The organism is Paenibacillus sp. ALE2 (assembly GCF_054113385.1).
On sequence record NZ_CM134213.1, the window covers coordinates 5029372 to 5049970 of the forward strand.

Here is a 20599-nt window from a genome sequence, read left to right on the forward strand (position 1 = left end):
AATCCCCAAATCTATTATAACGACAATTCTATAAAAATATATAGGAGGATAAACGTGCCAATGCAAGCCAAGCATCATCTGACTTAAGTGGTTTCAATAAGTAGGTAACACATAAAAGCAGCAGTCTTCCCTCTCGGGGAGACTGCTGCTGTAGAAATAATCTGTATACAAAGGAGATAGAAAAGCCTGTTAAATCACGTCCTCAAGTAGCCGTTCGGTGTTTACAGGTTCCTTCTAGTATCTGTGTACGCACCTGTCCGCGAATCTGCCACCGTATCATCATATGTTCTGTAACGATCCGCATTCAGAGAACGATTGGTGCGGAAAATATCATAAACATCCCTGTGATGATCAGCGGAATCCACCAGCACTAAAATCTTGCCCTGATCGACGTATGTCTCGTATTGACGAGCATCATCTTCTGGAATGCCTAGTCCGACCAGCCCACCGACCAAGCCACCTGCTCCCGCTCCGACAGCTGCCCCGGTAAGGGTAGCCGCAATAGGTCCAGCTGCAAGAATAGGTCCGATACCTGGAATCGCCAAGGCACCAATGCCTGCCAGCAAGCCAGCGACACCGCCTACAACACCACCAGTAGCCGCTCCTGTAGCCACACCCTCCGGTGCTTTGGTGCCTGTCTCTTCACTAATCGTCCTTAAGTCGTCACGGTCACGTGTGATCACAGAAATTTCACTGCTTGGGATTCCTTTGCTCTGCAATTGTCCAATTGCACGAGATGCTTCCTGCTCGGTATCAAAAACACCAACAATTTTCTTTTCATTATAATCGTTTAAGTTATTAGCCATGATAGTTACCTCCCAATATGTTGTTGTTGAGTGGTTCGTTTTTTTATTACCCCACTATCCTGACGTTTAAACGATTTTACAAAATTCGCGATGATGTCTATTCCAGGTTCGGTTGCCGATTATCGCTTGGGCTTTGCTCTATTAGTCGCCACAGCTTCTAGTGGATCATCTGGCCAATAATGCTTGGGGTATCTTCCTTTTAGGTCCTTTTTGACTTCAAAATATGCCTCGCTCCAGAAGCTGGACAGGTCGGATGTCACTTGCACAGGTCGCTGGGCTGGTGACAGGAGGTGCAGCACAATCGGAACTCGTCCGCGTCCAATACGGGGCGTATCCTTCATGCCGAACAGTTCTTGTAGTCTCACGGCCAGCGAAGGTGCCTCAGGTTGAGAATAATCGACAGGAATACGAGAACCACTGGGAACGCGTATATGCGTCGGTGCTTCCTGTTCGAGCTGCTGTCGCTGTTCCCAATTCAATCTGCCAAGCAGCAATTCACTACCGTCCAGTCGTTGCAGATCAGCTAAATTTTTGGCACCAACTGCAAATGGCAGCAGCCACGATTCCAGTGAATCCAGCAGCGCGGATTCCGAGCTGTCAGGCCAATCCTCGGGCGCAGAGAAGTGCATAAAAATCAGACGCGCCTGCAACTGAAGGGTTTGCCGATTCCAGGACAGCAGTTTGAGACCACGTTCCCGGACACCCTGCATTAAGGCAGCCGCGATTTCCTCTGCCGGAGGTCGCTCATAGGACGCTTCCTTTAGGATAAGCGAGCCCAGCCGCAGTACCTTACGGGCTCTCACGGCTGAAGCGGAGCTATCCCAGTATACGTTGGCTTGTTCCAGCAGCAAATCACTGCAATGCTGGATCAGCTCTTGCAATTCAATCGGTGCCGCCAACTGAATGGCGCCATCTGCTCCCTCGTCGTCCACTTCGGCGGCGACGAGATAGGACGAACGCGACATCCACTCCACTTGTCGGAGTCGTGCCCCCCGGCCGCCGCTAAGCAAAAAGCGGCCATCCCCTCGGCCCTGCGCGATCCGATCCGGATACGCAAAGGCCAGCAGTAGCCCGCAGGCCGCTGAGCCGTCAGGCTCGTCCTGCAATGCGGCTGTGGTCGGCAGCGTGGCTAGCAGCTGCCGACTCTCCTGCACGATACGACGAATCACCGTATTGTCTGCCGCTCCCAGCAGGCTGTGCGTGCTGCGGGCATGAGCCGCCTCGCGCAAGGCATCCAGCCGCGGGCGCAAATCCGTTCCGCCATGAGCACGGAACGGGTCCCGCTCTTGCAGCAGCGCCGCCAGACGGCTGGCGGTTGGGGCCAGGCCGAGGGCTGCTGCGCGCAGCAGCATGTGTCCTAAGCGCGGGTGCGTACCCAAGGCGGATACCTCGCGCCCATGCGCGGTGATGCCACCTGCTGTGCCATCGGCTGCGACTTCCAGGCAGCCGAGCTGGTGCAGCAGACCTGTGGCCTGGCGGTACGCCGCCTCAGGTGGGGCATCCAGCCAGGCCAGCTCGGCGGGCTCGCGCACGCCCCAGGCCGCCAGCTCCAGCGCGAGCGGGGCCAGATCCGCTGCCGCGATCTCCGGGCGGCTGGCATCAGGGAGCGCGGCATGCTCCTGCGCGCTCCACAGCCGGTAGCATACGCCCGGCTGGAGACGGCCCGCCCGCCCGCGCCGCTGATCGGCGGAGGCCTTGGACACCTTAACGGTGGTCAAACGGCTCATGCCGGTTCGCGCGGAAAACACCGATTCGCGTGACAGTCCGCTATCGATCACCACCGTAATCCCCGCGATGGTCAAGCTGGACTCGGCAATCGAGGTGGCTAATACCACTTTACGGCTGTCCGGAGCCGACGGGCGTATTGCCTCATCTTGCTGCTCCAGCTTCATGCTGCCGTACAGCGGAATGATTTTGACGGAGGCCGGTAAATTTCTGGACGTCAGTTCTCGTTCTGTTCTATGAATTTCTCTAGCCCCTGGTAAAAACACCAGTAAATCGCCTTCATGGGCATAAAGCGCCTTTTCTACCGTCTCAGCCGTAAAAGACTCTAATGAGGTTGACGAAGGCTTGGACATATGCAAGGTTTCTACCGGAAATACGGTGCCTGGGCACTCCAGTAAGGGTGCATCCCCTAGCAGTCTGCATACAGGCTCTGCCTCTAGGGTGGCAGACATGATTAATATTTTCAAATCCGGTCGCAGCAGCGCCTGGCTTTGCAGGGCAAGTGCCAAGCCCAAGTCTGCATGCAAGCTGCGTTCGTGAAACTCATCAAAAATAATCAGCCCGACTCCCTCCAAAGCCTGATCATGTTGCAACATCCGGGTCAGTACGCCCTCCGTAACCACTTCAATCCGCGTGCTTGGTCCTACCTTTGTATCCATACGAACGCGGTAACCTACGGTCTTCCCAGTTGACTCGCCTAGCGCCCTTGCCATTTGCGCTGCTGCCGCACGTGCTGCCAAGCGTCGCGGCTCCAGCATAATTATCTTTTGCTCCGCCAGCCACGGCTCATGCAGCAGTTCTAATGGTGTTACTGTTGTTTTCCCCGCTCCCGGCTGTGCAATCAGGACCGCCGCTGAATGGGATAGCAAGGCATGCTTAAGCTCGGGGATGACTTGCGTAATAGGCAATTGTTTATCTGTCAATGAAATCTCTCCAATGATACGCTTGAGGCGTAGAATCTAAGTTTGAATTCTTTCTCTATTGTGAATTTTTCACTATCTGTAATTATTGAAAAGTGAATAAAAAATGTTAAGCTGGTCCACAGCAAAGGGATTTCATCTCACCTGTCGTGCATGATTCTTCTAAATCTATTATACAGATATTTAAATTTGCCGTCTGGTCATCGCAGGTATGCACACTTTCCCGTGCCATCTCCTATACTTGTCGGGATGCACTCGCGGCAAGATCGTTTTATAATATGGTTGATATGGATTGCTAAAGGACGGATTGTAGAAACACGGAATACAGAATCGAGGTAACTTCGTATGGAATTACAAACCCAACCCATTAGAGGTCGATTCGCCCCAACACCATCGGGATGGATACACTTAGGAAACGCTCGCACCGCCTTATTATCCTGGCTGCATGTTCGTTCCCTAGGCGGAACCTATATTTTGCGCATAGAAGATATTGATATGACACGAGCTCGCAGCGCATTGGCGCAAGGAATTATGGAGGATTTGCGCTGGATCGGGCTGGATTGGGACGAAGGACCCGACATTGGCGGTCCCTATGGTCCTTACACTCAGAGCCAGCGACTGGAACGCTTCCAATCTGCATTGGAGAAACTCCAGGGGCAAGATTTACTGTATCCTTGTTTTTGCAGTCGGGCAGACATTATGGCTGCCGCCCATGCTCCGCACGGACTGTCGGGTGAAGGGCCTGCATATTCAGGGACATGTCGTAACCTTAGCTCTTCAGAAGCTCTAGCTAAAGCACTGCATAAACTCCCTTCACTTCGTTTTAAAGTACCGCAGCATTCAGATGATATTATTTCTTTTCATGATCAGGTAGCTGGTCATGTATCCTTCCGTGCGTCGGAGGGGGGCGATTTTATCATCAAACGGGCAGACGGCATGTTTTCCTATCAGCTTGCCGTCGTCGTCGATGATGCGGATATGCATATGACCGATGTGCTGCGCGGATATGATCTTCTCGATTCGACTCCCCGTCAGCTATTGTTATACCAAGCACTGGGCTTAGTGCCGCCACGTTTCGCACACGTCCCCCTTGTCCTGGGTCCGGATGGACGTAGACTGGCCAAACGACATGGTGGCGTAGCACTCCGAGCCATGCGTCGGCAAGGAATTACACCGGAAGCCGTCATTGGCTGGCTCGCCTACTTTTCCGGACTGCTGGATTCTCCTGAGCCTGTGAAGGCTATGGATTTAATCGATGGCTTTCATTTGGACAAGCTGCCTCGGGAGCCAGTCCTCCTGACCAAGCAATGCCTCACGAAATTATCTGCACTGCAACGGTAATGAGATTAAACACGGAAAGCAAAGTGTGTGGACAAGGGCATTTTGCCCTTTGCTCCTTTCGCTGTTATTCCTCCAGTCGCTGACGCACAGCAGACTCATATTCATAAAATACAGACGACATATTTAGCCCTCTTTCCTCCAGCAGCATACGAAGACGAAGTGATTTTTCAGTCAGCCTGCGACTGATTCGCTGTTGCTCTCCTGCCTCATGACAAGCGTGAAGCAAATCACGTAGCTGGACACATTCCTTTTGCAGCTGTAGCTCTTCCGGTAAAATACCTGCATTTTTCAACAGCTTGTACGACATCCGCAGCTCTTCTGGAACATGTGACAAATCCTCAATCACCAGTGGCTTGCCCTCTCCCGGCAAATGATCAAACTCACCTTTGGCCATCGCCTCGGCAATCTTCTGCTCTGCCATTCTAGAGAACATTCTCATCACTCCTTGTAATAAGCGTCCTATGTACAATCTATATTAAATAAACCGGGAGTCCTTTGCCACTGTAGCTTACATATTATGAGGTTGTCCTGTATTTCTGTCGGAGAGTGATGGTTATTCTTCGATTCTAAGCACATATTGAGACATGACATGTTGGACGAGCGACATCCTAAAATGATTGGATTGATCCAAGTAAAGTATCCATAGTGTTGACAATGACTGAATTCATTTCTCTATGTGCATTCTCACCAGTAAAAGATATAGAAATTCCATTCAGAAACTCTATTCGATCTTTTAGTAACATGAAAAATCCCCTGATGTGGATGTAATCAAGGGATACATGGGTTTATTTCTCTCGCTTTGATAATACAAAGTTGATTATTAATCCAATCACAATTCCTGTGAAAATTGCAAAGAAGCCCATAGCGCTCATCTTATATCCCAAAGCGTAAAATAATCCTATAACTATTGCGTAGCTCAGCAAAATCGATGCATAACGCTTTAGAAACTTACTCATGAAACTTCTCATAAGCAACTCCTATCTTAAGTTATACTTCACCCATAGCAATGTTAGTTAATTATTGCACAAAAGTAAGGGGGAATTTGTTGAATAAGGAATCCGTTAAAAAGGAATTTGTACTATTTACTGCTGGGCGGGTCACAATACGAGACTTCTTTTTTCATGTCATCCATGTACGTACACGAAGTGAGGGGTATCACTAACATTCCCGACAAAACCCACTCTAAGACGATAAGAGATGAAGATTAGAACCATACAAGAACATACTCAGTGTTTTACATATGCAACGCCGATTGTTGCATGACCAATATTTTTAGGTAGAAACAGTACTTCAATTGCTGGGAATATCATCAATAGACCAAGAAACACAAAACCTAGTTCATATGCGATAGTAATTGGGAAGAAGATTTGTAATAAACCCACAACAACTGTCATAAGTGATATTCCCATCCCTTGAGCTAATGTTGAAACGACAGCATTCAAAGTATTGGCACTATTTCGATCTTTAGTGTCTACTTCAGAGAAACTCAGTCCACTGTAAGCAGTTAAGGCTAGTGATCGTCCTACACCTGAAACTAATGCAAGAAACATGATCACAATAGGAAAAGTATTAATTTGAATGAAAGCTAAAGCAATTGATGTAATAAATATCATCACAAATGATGACAATAATGCTCCACGATATCCTAATTTACGAATAATTGTATTGGCAAAAGGTTTGATTCCAATATTTCCAATAAAAATAAATAACACATAACTACCTGCTTTTACTGCTGACCAATGAAAGACCGTTTGTAAAAAAATCGTGAGGATATATGGCAATGCCCCAACACATAGCCACAAAACAGAACCACTTGTCTGGCAGATTCTAAAAGAAGTTATTTTTAATGCATCAAGTGAAAATAGTGGATTGTCTACTTTTTTCAAGTGCTTGAATACTATAAATCATAGTATCATGCCTAAGACAATTAATCCTATTGCACTAAGCCAATAATTTTTTCCGTGAGTGGCTAGCTCTGCTCCAACTAGAATTATACTGGATGAAAAGGTAATTTCTAAAAATCCCAAAAAGTCAAAAGTTGTTGTTTTATTTATCTTATCAGCATCGATTAATTTTATACCGATTAATATGATAATTAAACCTATTGGCACATTGATCAGAAAAATCCACTGCCAGCTCCAGTAAGTAACAATAAATCGCCAATCAATGGTGCTATTGCGGGTGCTACAAGAGCAGGCCAAATGAGATAACTAAACATTTTCAATAGCTGTGAGGGCGGTGTCTTTTCTAATACAATCAGTCTTGCTGTAGGTGTCAATAAAGCACCAGAAATTCCTTGTATAATTCTCATTATTAAAAGGAAAGTGAAGCTTGGTGCTACTGCACTACCTAATGAGCTAAGGGTAAAAATAATAACAGCAATAATCCAAATCTTCTTTTTCCCGAATCGATTAGCCATCCATCCACTCGAAGGGATAAAAACGGCAACTGTAATCAAATACACACTGATGAGTAAAGCAATTGTTGCCGAACCTGTATGAAAATATTGAGCCATTTTAGGTAGTGCGGTAGTTACAATTGTTCCATCTAAAATCTCCATAAAGAGACTCGCAGCCATTAACAGGGCTGTTTTTATTTCTTTTGTCATTCTGTTTACCACTCTCCTTTCTTTAATTCGTGTTTAAATTTTTCAATCCATTCAATTGCCACATTTGCTTGCTGTAGTCGTAACTCAAACCTCTTACTTGCATACCAGTGATCTTTTGAATCTTCTTTAGCTAATTCTTGTAGCGCGTCTTGCGTATCTTCTACGATATCTTTTTGTTCCTGATAGAATTGATCTAATAGTTGTATTTGTTCATCTAGAGCAAGATGCTGCATCACATCAAGCTTTATTAAATAGATATCAGCATTGTGAGCCCCACTTGGAACAGGCATTTTTATTAGTTCAAAAAAACGTTCCTTTCCTTTATCTGTAATAGTAGCAACTTTTTTATTTTTCCCGTCTGATCCTACATTAGTTATTTCTACAAAACCTTTGTTCTCTAATTTTTCAAGTAGGGGATAAATCACGCCATAGCTAATTTTTCTATGACGTCCTAAAGTGGCTTGTAATGCATTACGTAAACTATAACCACTTTGAGGTTCTTCCATTAATTCACCTAAAATAAAAAATTCGTTCATCATTTCAATCCCCCAATATATCTTTTAGATACATCAATTATATATCTTTTAGATATATAATGCGAATTATTTGTATAACAAATTTAAAAGCTATGTTGCAAAGCATCCTACCGACCGCGAATGGTAGCGATATGATGACTCCAATCCCACGCGTATAGAGTGCGACAACAAAAATGCAGGAATTAATACCCTAATGGTATCAATTCCTGCATTTTCGAAAAACACGATGCTTAAAAAGCTTGAATCCACTATTGACTTCTAACGATAAAAGTGAATATGAATTTATTTCTACAAATTCCGAGGTGCGAAGGATCTGTTTTTTATGTGAGCTTCACATTCGCACCGTAACCAATATAGTACACTTAAGATACCACAAAACATTTCTCTGTCCCAGAGAATACTCCATTTTCTAAAACAATAACGACTCTGCCCCATCAATCACAATTTGTGCGCCAGTGATGTGACGCGAATGATCAGAGGCCAAGAATGTTACCAAATCAGCAACCTGTTCGGGCTGTCCCGGTCCATCTGCTAACGGCTGATCTCCCTCGGGAAATTGCACAGGGATGGTAATCTGCTTCAACCCTTCCGATTTCTCCGTGGTTTCATCAATATTCGTCGAAATGGCCCCTGGATAAATGACATTGACACGAATACGGAACTTGGCCAGCTCTAGGGCTGCCATTTTTGCAAAACCGGTTTGACCTGCCTTTGATGTGCTATAGGCTGACATCCCAAAGCTGGTAAAGCGCTGATTTCCATTAATCGAGCTGGTAATGATAATGCTGCCGCCGCCATTCTTTTTCAAATGCGGTATTGTATATTTTACCGTCAGGAAGGTGCCATCCAGATTCGTAGACAAGGTTTGCCGCCAATCCTCAATGCTCAGCTCCTCGATCGGTCCGACGACCCCGTTAATCCCCGCATTGGCAAAGATGATATGCAGCCCGCCAAACAATTCAACCGCTTCCAACACTGCTTTTTCCACACGCACCGGATCGGCAATGTCCACGTCAAAAGCCCGGGCTGACCCTTCACGTATGGCATTAATTTCTCTTTCCGTCTCCAAAATGCGATCATTACTTACGTCAAAAAGAGCGACATTTGCTCCTTCTCTAGCCATTTGAATGGCCGTTGCCTTGCCAATACCAGAACCAGCACCCGTAATTAGAGCAGTTTTGCCTTCAAAACGCGCGCCTCCTGCATATGTATAGCTCATACGTATCGCTCCCTTTCAATAATCTGTATAATCACAAGATTACCCAAAAGGGTATACTTTATAATCACCATTTTTGCGCATTTTTTGCTGTTCCTTTGCGATATTCAGGAAAAGATCGAATATTTCGTGCATTAGTGCATCTTTTCTTCTTCCCTCTCGTTACATTCCGTAAATATCTTACCTATTCGCAGTTTTCTATGTATCTATCAAAAAAGGACGTTCTACAACCATCGATATGGATGCATACGTCCTTTGGCTTATTCATTTACCACTGCAGCTCAATAAATGCCGCATCATCATCAAGTCCCCCGGTATGAGACGCATCAAGTAATACCTGTATCTGCTCATCAGGGACAGGCTCGCGAATAGGATCTAAATCGGACAAACCGTCCGTGTATACCTGTAATCTCATTGGCATATCTGCGGGTATGCTTCTTTCGTACCAATGCGGCTTCCCTCCAATCGGTCCACGGCTTGTAGACCAGCGTTCCGCAGTAGAGAAGGTATGATCAAATAGTTCGCTGATTTCTTCCGTACCGTTCCACAATCGCAAACGTGAATCCCCTTGCCAGGCAAGTCGGAGACGACCACGGGTACCTCGTTTCGGCAGTTCGATTTTACCGCAAATATACATGGACTGGCTTCCCTGACGACGTTTATCTTCCAATACTGAACGCATTAAGCCTGATTCGTGATCCAAAGGCTGCCGATCCAGTTCCTTCGTAGCTGCACCTGCCAGATGTTCAAGATACTCCCTCAATTGATCAGCAGACAGATCCTGCCTCTGTTCCATCCAATCCAGTAAAGAAGAACCCAGATAGCGGGCTGCAAAATCTCCTCGGTAACTGAGCCCGACACCATCACACAAGACAAAACAACAGACAGATTTATGAATACGCACTGCGGCAAAATCCTGTCCGCTTTCCCCCATGCTGGCAGATTCGGCAGACCTTCCATAGCCATAACGACACATAAAACGACTGTGATGAGATGATAGAGGCTGATCGCCTGTCTGAGAGCTTATGTAAGCAAATTGCTGAGTCAGCCTTGCATTCAATCCCTTTTTTTTGCTCGTGGGGAGCAGGGACAGCAGTGGATTCATGCTTTTACCTCCTTACCGTACAGGCGTTGCGGCTGACATTTGAAAACCAATGGACACCAGTTCCGCACAGGTTCCAGGCAGCATCATGATGGCTCCTTCACCTAACTGATAATCTGCCTCAAACAGCATTTCCCGATAGCTTTCAGGAAGTACAGAAGACATATTACGTAATTTCACAGCATGCTCATCCTGCAACGGCGTATTATGCGTCAGACCTTTCCAGCGACGGGGGTCCTGAATAGGCGTTTCCAGCAACCTGTCGGATAAAAATATATTTTCCACCAGCACATTGCCATCTGGTACACTCATATTCATAATGCGCTTCGCAATCGGTTCCGGATCATCGCCTGTGGAAACACCATCTGTCATATGGCAGACCAAAGGTGCAGGACAATCCTGCATCCCTGGTAATTCCGCCTGCAAAATACGTTCAGCTTGCAAGAAGGCCTTTGCTGAATCTGAGAATCGTTTGGGTGTCAAATCAGGAAGCGAACCAATAGCCGCGATTTCATCAATTCCCTTGACACCATTCAGCAGGTCATATACGTCATCACTATAAGCCAAAATTGCAATCCGATAGCGCGCAGTCAACCGATTTCCCTTGGTCGATCGGAAAACCATCTGTCGGATCGCCAGCGATATAGCTTCATATACAACGTCAATACGTCGCCGCCCTTCCATCAGCATGTTCATCGACGCGCTGATGTCAATCAGGTAAATGATCAGGGCGGGAGTACGTTGTGAAGCCTGTATTGTATAATTCATGGTTTGTACATGCTCCCCTCAGTTACCTTCGATCTGTATTTGTTTCCTAATCTATCATTCCGCCATTATATAAACATATGAAACATCAAATTTTAGGCAGTCTAAAATTCGTATCTCCTAAAAAGTTATAAATAGAGGAAGCCCGATAGCCCACTTCACCTACTGAACGATAATAAGAAGGATTGCTATCATATAATGCTCTAAAACGTTTGGCAAAGCTCTTGGCCTTCGCGGTGCTTCCACCTTCCTGAGAAGCATACGCCTTGTTATAGAGGGAAATAAGCTGGAGAACATTCTCCTTGTTACGTGCCTGTACAGCATCTTTTCGCTTTTGTTCCGCCTCAGCTGCTGCTTTACGAGCTGCTTCTTCCTTGGCGGCACGAGCTTCCTGCTCCTTTTTCAAGGCCAGGTATTTTTCATACTTTTCCTGTTGATCATATGCTTTTTGCTTCGCCAACTTGGCAGCAGCCTGCTTGTTTTGTTCCTTTTGGGCGAGATAAGCTTCATATTTAACCTGTTGAGCGATCAGGGCTTGTTGTTTCTTCTGCTCTTCCTGTTGCTTTTGAGCAGCAAGAGCCTGTTGTTTAGCCTGCTGTTCAGCTTCCTGACGTTGTTTCTCCGTTAGCGATTTTTGAGCGGCCTCCTGCTCAGCTACCAACTTTTCCTCGGCTGCTTTTGCAGCCTTCACTGCTTCTTCTTGCTTTGCAGCCTCGATTTGTCGCTGATTAGACTGATCCGCAAGAATACTCACAGTTGGAATTCCAGCTGCCAACAGAACGACTGCGGCCGATGCTGTCACGATAAACATTTTGGAGCGATACCAGGCTTTCGATTTCTCAGGTTGCTCTGGCATCTTGGGGTTCAGCTGCTCCTCCAGTCCTGTGATCGCAGCCGACACTTCTACATGCAGAGGACTGCCATCTTCTACAAAGTGATACAACGAACGATATACTTCCAGCGCTGCAGCAGGTTTGTTCTGCTGCTCCAGTTCACGTGCCTGTCGAAACAGCTTGTCCGTTACTCCACGCTCTCCCTGCTCTAGGGCAGCCTGATTTAACATTTCAGCCTGTTCAGCCTTGAGCGGAGCAGGTGTTGCCAACGAGGGTACCGCTTCACTGGAAGTGCCGCTCATAGCAGCCAGATCTCCTGTATCTGTCCCAGCTGGCTCCGTTTCTGTATCCTCCACCAGAATTTCCTGCTCAGTAACCGCATTAAGTACAACCAGCCATTCGCCAAAGGTAGGACAACTGCTTAGATCCTGACTATCCCAAGCACGGCTGAATAGCTCTACCACCTTGCTACCCCAGCGGGCTTCAAGCGATTTCCGTAAAATAAAATAACGTTCGCAAGGCGTCTGCATTTCATGCTGATCAAAATAACTTTCGCCCCACGCTTTATCGACCACCACACGGTCAGACCAGCCTAGCATTTCTCCAATAATGATAGCTCCTGCAAAACGGTCTGCATACGCGCTCCATAACCCGCTGTGAACAGTACGATGTGCAGCATACCCCGGCGATCCTGCCAATAGTGCATCTGGACGATCCATTTTGGTGCTATACATTTGCTCCACGTCTACCAATTCCACAGCTGACGTGCCTTCAGGCAGTTCCACTTCAGAAAAAAACGGAAGCATAACATTGGGCGCTGATAAATCACAATGCGCCAATCCTTTTTGCTCCATCGCTGAACCGATCCCTGCCAGTGCTCTGGCTAAAGCCAGACTATCGGAAGCCTCAAGCTGACGCTGATCTGTGAGACAATCGAACCATGTCATACCATGAACCCATGGCATCAGCACCGCATACAGCAAATCAGGCTGCTCAGCGATCAGACTTCCGTTTCTTTCTGGAGTGAGCACATCACGCTTGCATACCTGCAAACCGGGAATATCCCCGTATGTTTCCATATGCTCAGATTGATAAACCATAGCCGGGATGCGGAACTTCGGAAAAAACACTTTGAGGGCTTTCGCCTCATGCGGTGCTCCGTTTTTGGCAATCAGCTGGTATACAATTCCCTGCCTCCCTGCTTGTGCATAGGCTAAACCGGGTGCAGCGGGATGTCGTCCAACCACATAAGCTGTGCCGTTTATGATCAATTCGTCTCCCGGATTCGGTTGAAAAGACATGAAACATCCCTCTCCTTATATCATTCAGTATGCTAGTTTTCCTCACCTTATTATATACGTCTATGGATGGCAAGAAAACCGGGTATCCGAAGATCGCCCGGTTTTTCCTATACAATCTGTGCCAAACCGTGAGGAATAGGTTCACATATTGCTTCATTATAGAGTGATATATGATAAGTTAATGCCGATCAGGCACGACAACTTATTTCGCTTGGTCAACCGTACGGAATTTGTTAGCGATAGCTGTCAATTCTTGGCTAATGCTATTCAAAGTCGTTACGAAAGCTTGCATTTGTTTGCTTGCTTCTTGGAACTCTTGGAAAAAGCGTTGTTTAGTCATACCTTCCCATTGACCTTCCATACCGGAGATGGACTGAGTCAAACTGGAAACGATCTGCTGGCTTTGCTCACCACTTTGTTTAAATTGGTTAGCTACCTGATCAACCTGTTCTGGGGTAATTAAAATGCGTCCTGCCATTTTTTGCGTCCTCCTTGATGATAAAAAATGTTTTTGTTTAGCTGGTTCAAATTGTACTATGGCTATTTAATCCCATACAAAAGGCAAAGGACCTAATTGCAATAATCCCACTTTTTAACTATAAAACAGCATCTAACAGAACAATCTTGATAAAACAACCACCTAATAAGTCCCATATTAGTCCCATAAAACCGGGAATGGTATAACAAATTCATATGGATTACAGGCCGATCCAGATCATCCCGGAACGATCCGAACTAAGCGACAGGCTGATCTCTTGCTATAGACGGATCAGTAAAATACCAATCCTGCGGACTGCTAGAAGACGCCTGCTTCAGAATATCCTGATGCAAGGTGCCCACATCCGAAGGCTGTACACCTGCAATAGCATGTACGACAGACTGCGGGTTGGAAATTAGACTGCTTCCTTCCGAAGCTTGCCCAGGCAGAATAGACGGTGATTGTTGATTCGACCAATCGAGCATCGTGACGGGTCGTCCCAATGGTTGGCTGGCAAATGGCAGAATCGTTTGATAGTTGTGGTCAACAGACTGAAACTGCTCTGCCTTTCGGTTCAGTTGTGTACCTGATGTATGGAGATAAGCATGAATCTGTTCTGACATTCGTTTGGCTTGCATCCACTGATTCAAGATCGCCTCACGTGCAGATACATCCCAATACAGCGATTGTAACGCCTGCTCCAAACCTGCTGTTAACTGTTGAATTTGCTCCGCCGCATGCTGTAGCTGCCCGCTAAGCCCCCGAAGCACATCCGGTTCAACTCGAATGCGCATATCCATCACCCTTCTTCTGTCACTTCTTCAGTCACTGCCGACTGTTTCAACCAATTCAATAATAAGTCCACAAACTGATCTCTCGAAGCCATAGCTGCAATTAACCAGTCTCCGTTACCCGCAGAGCTCATCCGAAATATCCAGTTCATTGCAGGACAAAGGACAAAAGCTGCCCGTTGTGACTCCCACTCTCTGCCGTTCCAGACCAGCAATTGCAATTCTCCCTCGGCTACACGGGAACTCAAAGACTGAGCCAGTCTCATTGCTCCCTCTTCATCTCCGCTAGCCTCAGTTAGCTTACTGCTGATTTGAGACAAACTTTCTCCTGCAGATTGCTCGTAAATTTTATTAAAGGCCTGCTTGGAAAACATAAGCGCGGGAGATTCAGGTACAAGCCGATCAACCCAGCCCATTTTATCAATCAATGTTTCGCAAGCCTTTTCCACATTACCCAGATCGTACAGACGATATTCATCGGGTTCGTCAACAGATTTCACAAGCTCCACCACACGCTCATTCGTGCAATGAAGATAGCCTTCAAACTGCTTACCTCCCCTTACATAGCGTATACGGCAAGCCCTGTTGGATAATCCCGCGATAGCAACTCTTGAAAAAACGGTAGGAGGCATAGCCAGCTCTTTACCCTTATCGGCCTGCTTCAGATAACCTTTTTCCAGAAGAGCAGCTTTGACCTGCTCCCACTCTTCCGCCAACTCCTCTGCTAGATAGCCCTTAAACGGATCTTCCACCCCAAGCAGTCTGTCAGAACCCAATACGCCTGCCAGAAAAAACAGTTCCTTTGCCTTGAGGGTTATTAACTTCTGCTTGGAAGCTTGAAACGTTAACATTATGAGCCACCTCCCTTCAAACTACAACATGCCATCGGTCACGAATTTTCGTTATCCAATCCTCACAGCTCATTTGCTCTGAGAAGGGAATCGCCGCTTTTATCCTGGTAAATTTGCGTCGTACGTAGTATCCCTGCCCAGGAGGCAGGACTTTTAGGCCACCAGCAGCGGCATTCGCTTCTGAATAAGGGATACGAAAGAACGATAAATCATTCGAATCCAGTGTTCCAAAAAGCATACCGCTTTGGCTTGCCTTGACATCATTAAACCAGTCCACACCAAAGGTAGGGAAATCAGATGGCACACCCGATAGCACGACATGTACATTGCGATCACGTCCCAACCGTACAATGGCGGAAAGCTGATCCTTTATCATAAAATCGTTCAGTTGCTTGCTTAACATATCCGCATCATCAATGACCAGGAGCAGTTCGGGATCATTTCCATCCTTGCTCCGTTGTTGAACGATATCATGCACCTGTTGTACCAGAGGTCCCATTTCTTCCTCGCTTTCGGCAGCAGCCTTGACATGAGGAAGATGCCGTAATCGGGATAGTCCCCCACCTCCATAGCGTGTATCGATCGTATAGACTTGCATTTGATCCGGCGAGGTGTAATAAGCGAGCGATATAATCCAACTCATCAGGAAGGAGGTTTTTCCACCCTCCATTGGACTACCTACGATAAAATTAGGCCCTTCTTTTAAATTTAGGAGAAAAGGCTCAAGATCGTCACTCTGTAGGCCTACAGGTACTTCGTAAGGAAGCGCACCTGATGGTCCACTCGTCCGATCCCACTGCTGAAGCAGTTCCAGCAACGGAATCCGCTCAGGCAATGGGAGAATGGCCGGTGCGTGCTTACCCTTCCATCCCTGCGCAATACCAGCGATATTGCGACGTAGTTGTGCTGATCGTTCCGCTTCATCTTCTCCTGGTGAAGGCAGTGCCGTCTGGAACTCCAGCGGAGGAACATGCCCTTTAACCAGAGCCCGGCCTGGAATTAAAGGTCCTGGTGTTTTGGCCGGTCGTCCTACCGCATAATAGTAGTCACTAGGATCAGCCAATTCGAAAGAAACAGCATTAGGTATGTTACTGCGGAACTTCTCAAACACATCGGTAATCCGGTTCGCTGTAATGATGAAGGTGATGCCTAGACTGCCTCCTTCACGCAAGAGTGATTCCAGCAGTTCATTTTCATCCGGATACGCATTACGAAAATTAAGATATCCATCAATAACTACGACAATTTGCGGCACATCTTCAACAGCAGAACGTCGAAAAGAACTTATTGTTTTGACGCCAGCCTCAGAAAGCATTTCCTTGCGTAGGGCCACCATCTTGAACAAATAGCGGAACAACCGTTTAATCCGGTCATCCTCCTCTGCCATCATAACAGCACCGATTTGTGGAAGCTCTCCAAAGTCGCGCATGGTTCGACCCATGTCAATGATATAACCGTTCCAATGATTCACAGCGTAACGCTGTGCCGTGGACATCAGCAACGTATGCAAAAAGGTCGTTTTCCCCATGCCCGGCATGCCATACACAGCCCAATGACCATGATCCAGCGACGCATACATCGACTCCTGCCGTTGATTCGGCAAATCATCGACCAGCCCAATAAGAGACTTCAGCTCCAACGATGATGATGTACTATCTATTTCGGTACATTGCGGTAGATTAGTTAAATCCAACATTTCTGGCAGCGGCGGAAGCCACGGTCCCTGAAGACGTTCGATTCCTGCCTTAGCTGCTTCTTTTGCAATATAATCAATAAATACTTGAAGCTGTTTAGGAGCTTCTTCTCCTTTTAAGCCTGAGCTTGCCCGTTCTCCGCCCGTCAATAGCGCTTCACGTTTGCCGTTCAGTCTCACTTCATGAACAGGTAAGGCAGAAGAAATGTCTCTGTTGCCTATATACGGCGCACCGCTCCAAGCAAATTGCATTTCTTCAAACACTTCGTCGCTACCCACTTGAAAATATCCTCGTCCCGGCTTCGTTATCCACGCGGCATTCGGTATTTTCAACATATCACGGCTATCACCTTCGCTTTGCACCCGCAAGCAGATGCGGAACCTGGAGTTACTCCAAATCTTATCATCGACAACACCTGCCGGCTTTTGAGTCGCCAAAATCAGATGGACACCTAATGTCCGCCCGATCGCGGCAATGCTGATTAGCTCGTCCATAAACTCTGGCTGATCCCGCTTTAACTGTGCAAATTCATCAATAATAATAACCAGATGAGGCAGCGGTTGTTCCTGCCGCTGCCGGAGTAGTCTGTAATATTCATCAATATGCTGTAAATTGCCTGCATCGTTCAATATCTTTTGTCGACGAACCAGTTCTGCTTTAAGAGATATTTTAGCACGTTCAATCAAATTATTGTCCAGGTTCGTGATTGTACCCACAACATGCGGCAAGTTAACGAACGTGTTGGACATGCCTCCACCCTTGTAATCGATCAGCATAAAAGCAAGATCATGTGGGTGAAACTCAGCAGCGAGCGAGGCTACGATAGACTGGATAACCTCACTTTTCCCTGAACCTGTCGTACCAGCGATCAAGCCATGGGGCCCATGCCCTTGACGCTCTATTTTATCATGCAAGTTAATCATAATCTTTTTGCCGCCTGCCCGCACGCCCATCGGCACAGGTAATGTATCAGGATGGCGGTTACGTCGCCACCGGTCTGCCACATCCAGTTCTTCCACACTTGCTACACTCATCATATCAAAAAGAGGCAGAACAGCGGGAATATCAGAAGCCGAAGAACGCTTCAAGCGAATAGGCGCCATGTACCGCGCCAGTGCATCGGCTTCCTCTTTGGACAAACGATCCGGTTTAAAACTTTGCTGTTCAACCTCCGCCGATTCTGATTTAAGGGCGTATACACCCTGTTCCTTGGAAGCTTCCACGATCAGCTGACACTGCATTGGCAAAGCTTCTTTACGAGAAGCCAGCACAATTGTACACGCATCTATGGCTCGACCGTCCTCCAGCAACAACGGCAACAAAGGTTCTTCCTCAATCAGTTGGGTGTCAGATAAAACAATCACATAACACGGGGATTCCATCCCTTTGCCCTGACGTTCATTGCGATTATTTTTTCGACGGTTCAATCTAGCAAACAGAAAGTCAGCTAATTGATGGGCGCTACTACTGCGGTCTGACATCATTCTCTGGATTCGGTCATCATCCCATACATGTGGGAGCCAGCGCATCCAAGTCCATTCACTTTCCTCTCGCTCATCATAGAAGGAGGCGATTTTCACTTCATCTGGCGAATGACGAACCGTTACTTGTGCCAAGATGACTCTTAACGCAGCCAGGGTATGCTCCCGCTCGCCGACCAATCCGATCACTTTGGATTGAAACAGTGGCAATGTAATGGAAGCAGCGTCCACCAAACGAAATTCTTCTTCCAGTTCATCTGCAGCTCCCAACAAAGGATCTCGGTCATAACCGTCAGGTCGTGGGATTTGCAGTTTAATATGAAAGGGAACTTGTCCAGTCCCTATACGTACCTGCAAGAAATCTTCATCCTCCGGTGATCGTTCCCAAAGAGAACTGTTGCGGTTTTTTACGATTTGAGTGCATATTTGCGGATCACCGTGAATTTCATATAGCGTGCGAACTTGTTCTTCGCGTTTCATTATGAGTTCTTCACGATGCTTTTGGAGCTGCTCCCGGTACATGCGGTCCCGTTCCTCCAACTTGCGCTTATATTCCTTCTTATTATTTAAATAGACGAAAAAAGGAATCGTATAAGATGTAAGCATCATGACCACCGTGACCATCTGGAACATCAAATAGTTACTGTTGCCCATCTTGCCTGTTCTGCTCATATATACATAAAAGCCTATAGTCACCAACGTCATCATTAACGGAATAAGTATAGATATAATAGAAAAAGACGGCTTGCTCGGCTCAGCCGGAGGCCGTAAAATCTCTAGCTTCTCCTCTCGGAGGGCCGGTCTTAATCTCGGGGATCGCTGGTATAATACATTCAAGACAAAAGTCCCCCTTTTCGCTTACTATTTCATTTTACCAAGGTTTCATATTATTTCATGTGTGTATTTACCCATTTTTTTCAGTTTGAAACAAAGAACGCCTTCCATATACAGGCGCCTCGTCCTGAGTTGTCGAAAAAGCTCGCTGAATGCGCACGGTGCAGCCTTCCCGTAAGCCTGCTCCTGTGAGTAGCTGGTTATCCTCCACTCTGAACCAAAGCCCTTCCGGGAACTTTGCTTCCATAATATATTGCATGCCTTCAGCCGGAGGCTCACCAAAAATACGCACACCCAGCATCAATTTTAAATGTTCTACCGAGTATTCATCTGCCACCTCAATATCAAACCACTCTGTTTCCTGTCGTCCTGAAAGCACGGTCAGGATCATCTGTCATCCCTCCCGATCCTTAATTTATACAGCAATACTCACGCAAAAAGCCTATTTCTACGGAAATATGGCTATCATAACTGTAGCATCCGCCTATTAGACTGTCAATTTGTTACAAAATGCCCACACTCAAAATAAAACAGTGACTATAGTCATACTTAAAATTAATAGTAGAGTCATATGAATCAAAAATAGGGATTTACAAATTTCATTTGCGTGCTTACGTCATTTTGTCGATTAGGTAGAACTAAATTCGATTGTTACCCAAATTGTTGTGAACACTTTGTAAATTTTTCAGACCTTTATGTTTTTATAAGGTGTTTTTAAGGTAATTTTAAGAAACGGGCACTACAATAAAGCCATGAAATAACTCAGGTGAGGTGATTTTTGTGAGAACATTAATTACATTTCAAAACAAACGTATTCCCGTATACTTCAATCAAGAAAATAAGCAACCGGTACAAAAAACCTTAAAACTTCTAAGTAATACTTTGGAGAACAAAATCTCCAGTGGCAAGCGTGCCCTTCAAAAATGTCTTAACTCTTTGATCAGTATAGAGATTGTCGGTTGTGAAGCCATCCTGCATAGCGTTAGTGAAAATGATTCATTGGCATTGTCCCTCTATTAAGAGGGACTTTTTTTTGTTTGCATTAGACACAAAAAAGAGAGGGGCATTTCAGCACCCTCTCCAAATCAGCGGTTATGAAACATGCTACATGTGACTTACCGCAGCCTATGCATTTGATCAGACTCTATTTATAGTATTCTGCGATAACCTTTTTTACCGCCTCGTTCCTTTTTCTGCGCCTTCTCAATTCGTATTCTAAACAGTTCTAGTAAATTAGCGCGTGTATGTTCTTCCCGGCAGTTGTCCAGCTTTTTTAAGATAAAACGGTCAATGGACATATGACTCAGGCTCCTTTAC

General features: G+C 46.3%; 18 protein-coding genes. 2 read left to right on the forward strand and 16 right to left on the reverse strand.

The annotated features are described in order from the left end of the window. Nucleotides 1–221 precede the first annotated feature (221 nt). A complete protein-coding gene (locus ACXHJ1_RS21470; protein ID WP_017428324.1) occupies nucleotides 222–806 on the reverse strand; it encodes a general stress protein in 585 nt (194 codons plus the stop codon). A 119-nt stretch (nucleotides 807–925) separates the two neighbouring features. Continuing rightward, nucleotides 926–3454: an ATP-dependent helicase HrpB gene (gene hrpB / locus ACXHJ1_RS21475; protein WP_457905207.1), complete on the reverse strand. Its 2529-nt coding sequence runs from the start codon at nucleotides 3452–3454 to the stop codon at nucleotides 926–928. A 342-nt stretch (nucleotides 3455–3796) separates the two neighbouring features. Between hrpB and gluQRS the strand changes: the two genes are divergently transcribed. Beyond that, entirely contained in the window at nucleotides 3797–4792 is a 996-nt protein-coding gene (gene gluQRS, locus ACXHJ1_RS21480) for a tRNA glutamyl-Q(34) synthetase GluQRS (RefSeq protein WP_457905208.1), read from the forward strand. A 64-nt stretch (nucleotides 4793–4856) separates the two neighbouring features. Here gluQRS and ACXHJ1_RS21485 read toward each other — a convergent pair whose 3' ends face one another. From ACXHJ1_RS21485 to ACXHJ1_RS21545, 13 genes are all read right to left on the reverse strand, one after another. Continuing rightward, a complete protein-coding gene (locus tag ACXHJ1_RS21485; protein ID WP_025364688.1) occupies nucleotides 4857–5231 on the reverse strand; it encodes a DnaJ family domain-containing protein in 375 nt (124 codons plus the stop codon). A 787-nt stretch (nucleotides 5232–6018) separates the two neighbouring features. After that, nucleotides 6019–6678 (reverse strand): MFS transporter, encoded by a 660-nt coding sequence (locus ACXHJ1_RS21490; protein ID WP_457905209.1) that lies wholly within the window; start codon nucleotides 6676–6678, stop codon nucleotides 6019–6021. Between the two features lie 230 nt (nucleotides 6679–6908). Beyond that, nucleotides 6909–7400 (reverse strand): MFS transporter, encoded by a 492-nt coding sequence (locus ACXHJ1_RS21495; protein ID WP_457905210.1) that lies wholly within the window; start codon nucleotides 7398–7400, stop codon nucleotides 6909–6911. Between the two features lie 5 nt (nucleotides 7401–7405). Beyond that, nucleotides 7406–7939 (reverse strand): PadR family transcriptional regulator, encoded by a 534-nt coding sequence (locus ACXHJ1_RS21500; protein ID WP_457905211.1) that lies wholly within the window; start codon nucleotides 7937–7939, stop codon nucleotides 7406–7408. A gap of 406 nt (nucleotides 7940–8345) precedes the next feature. Continuing rightward, complete coding sequence (locus ACXHJ1_RS21505) at nucleotides 8346–9155, reverse strand: SDR family oxidoreductase (RefSeq protein ID WP_017427968.1); 810 nt, start codon at nucleotides 9153–9155, stop codon at nucleotides 8346–8348. 265 nt (nucleotides 9156–9420) lie between these two features. Next, complete coding sequence (locus ACXHJ1_RS21510) at nucleotides 9421–10257, reverse strand: hypothetical protein (protein WP_107734207.1); 837 nt, start codon at nucleotides 10255–10257, stop codon at nucleotides 9421–9423. 12 nt (nucleotides 10258–10269) lie between these two features. After that, entirely contained in the window at nucleotides 10270–11022 is a 753-nt protein-coding gene (locus ACXHJ1_RS21515; protein ID WP_013370788.1) for a vWA domain-containing protein, read from the reverse strand. Between the two features lie 85 nt (nucleotides 11023–11107). Continuing rightward, nucleotides 11108–13153: a hypothetical protein gene (locus tag ACXHJ1_RS21520; RefSeq protein WP_457905212.1), complete on the reverse strand. Its 2046-nt coding sequence runs from the start codon at nucleotides 13151–13153 to the stop codon at nucleotides 11108–11110. A 202-nt stretch (nucleotides 13154–13355) separates the two neighbouring features. Next, entirely contained in the window at nucleotides 13356–13631 is a 276-nt protein-coding gene (locus ACXHJ1_RS21525) for a WXG100 family type VII secretion target (protein ID WP_007430133.1), read from the reverse strand. A gap of 257 nt (nucleotides 13632–13888) precedes the next feature. After that, nucleotides 13889–14425: a WXG100 family type VII secretion target gene (locus ACXHJ1_RS21530; RefSeq protein ID WP_457905213.1), complete on the reverse strand. Its 537-nt coding sequence runs from the start codon at nucleotides 14423–14425 to the stop codon at nucleotides 13889–13891. Between the two features lie 5 nt (nucleotides 14426–14430). Then, nucleotides 14431–15273: a hypothetical protein gene (locus ACXHJ1_RS21535; protein WP_016821030.1), complete on the reverse strand. Its 843-nt coding sequence runs from the start codon at nucleotides 15271–15273 to the stop codon at nucleotides 14431–14433. 16 nt (nucleotides 15274–15289) lie between these two features. Further along, the gene (gene essC, locus ACXHJ1_RS21540) at nucleotides 15290–19285 is read right to left on the reverse strand and encodes a type VII secretion protein EssC (RefSeq protein WP_457905214.1); all 3996 of its coding nucleotides are present in this window, start codon (nucleotides 19283–19285) and stop codon (nucleotides 15290–15292) included. Between the two features lie 67 nt (nucleotides 19286–19352). Then, the gene (locus ACXHJ1_RS21545) at nucleotides 19353–19673 is read right to left on the reverse strand and encodes a hypothetical protein (RefSeq protein WP_013370783.1); all 321 of its coding nucleotides are present in this window, start codon (nucleotides 19671–19673) and stop codon (nucleotides 19353–19355) included. A 389-nt stretch (nucleotides 19674–20062) separates the two neighbouring features. Between ACXHJ1_RS21545 and ACXHJ1_RS21550 the strand changes: the two genes are divergently transcribed. Continuing rightward, on the forward strand, nucleotides 20063–20302 hold the full coding sequence (locus ACXHJ1_RS21550; RefSeq protein WP_013370782.1) for a hypothetical protein: 240 nt from the start codon (nucleotides 20063–20065) through the stop codon (nucleotides 20300–20302). Nucleotides 20303–20430: 128 nt separating this feature from the next. Here the strand turns inward: ACXHJ1_RS21550 and ACXHJ1_RS21555 are convergent, their stop codons facing one another. Continuing rightward, nucleotides 20431–20580: a hypothetical protein gene (locus ACXHJ1_RS21555; protein ID WP_016821028.1), complete on the reverse strand. Its 150-nt coding sequence runs from the start codon at nucleotides 20578–20580 to the stop codon at nucleotides 20431–20433. Between the last annotated feature and the right edge of the window lie 19 nt (nucleotides 20581–20599).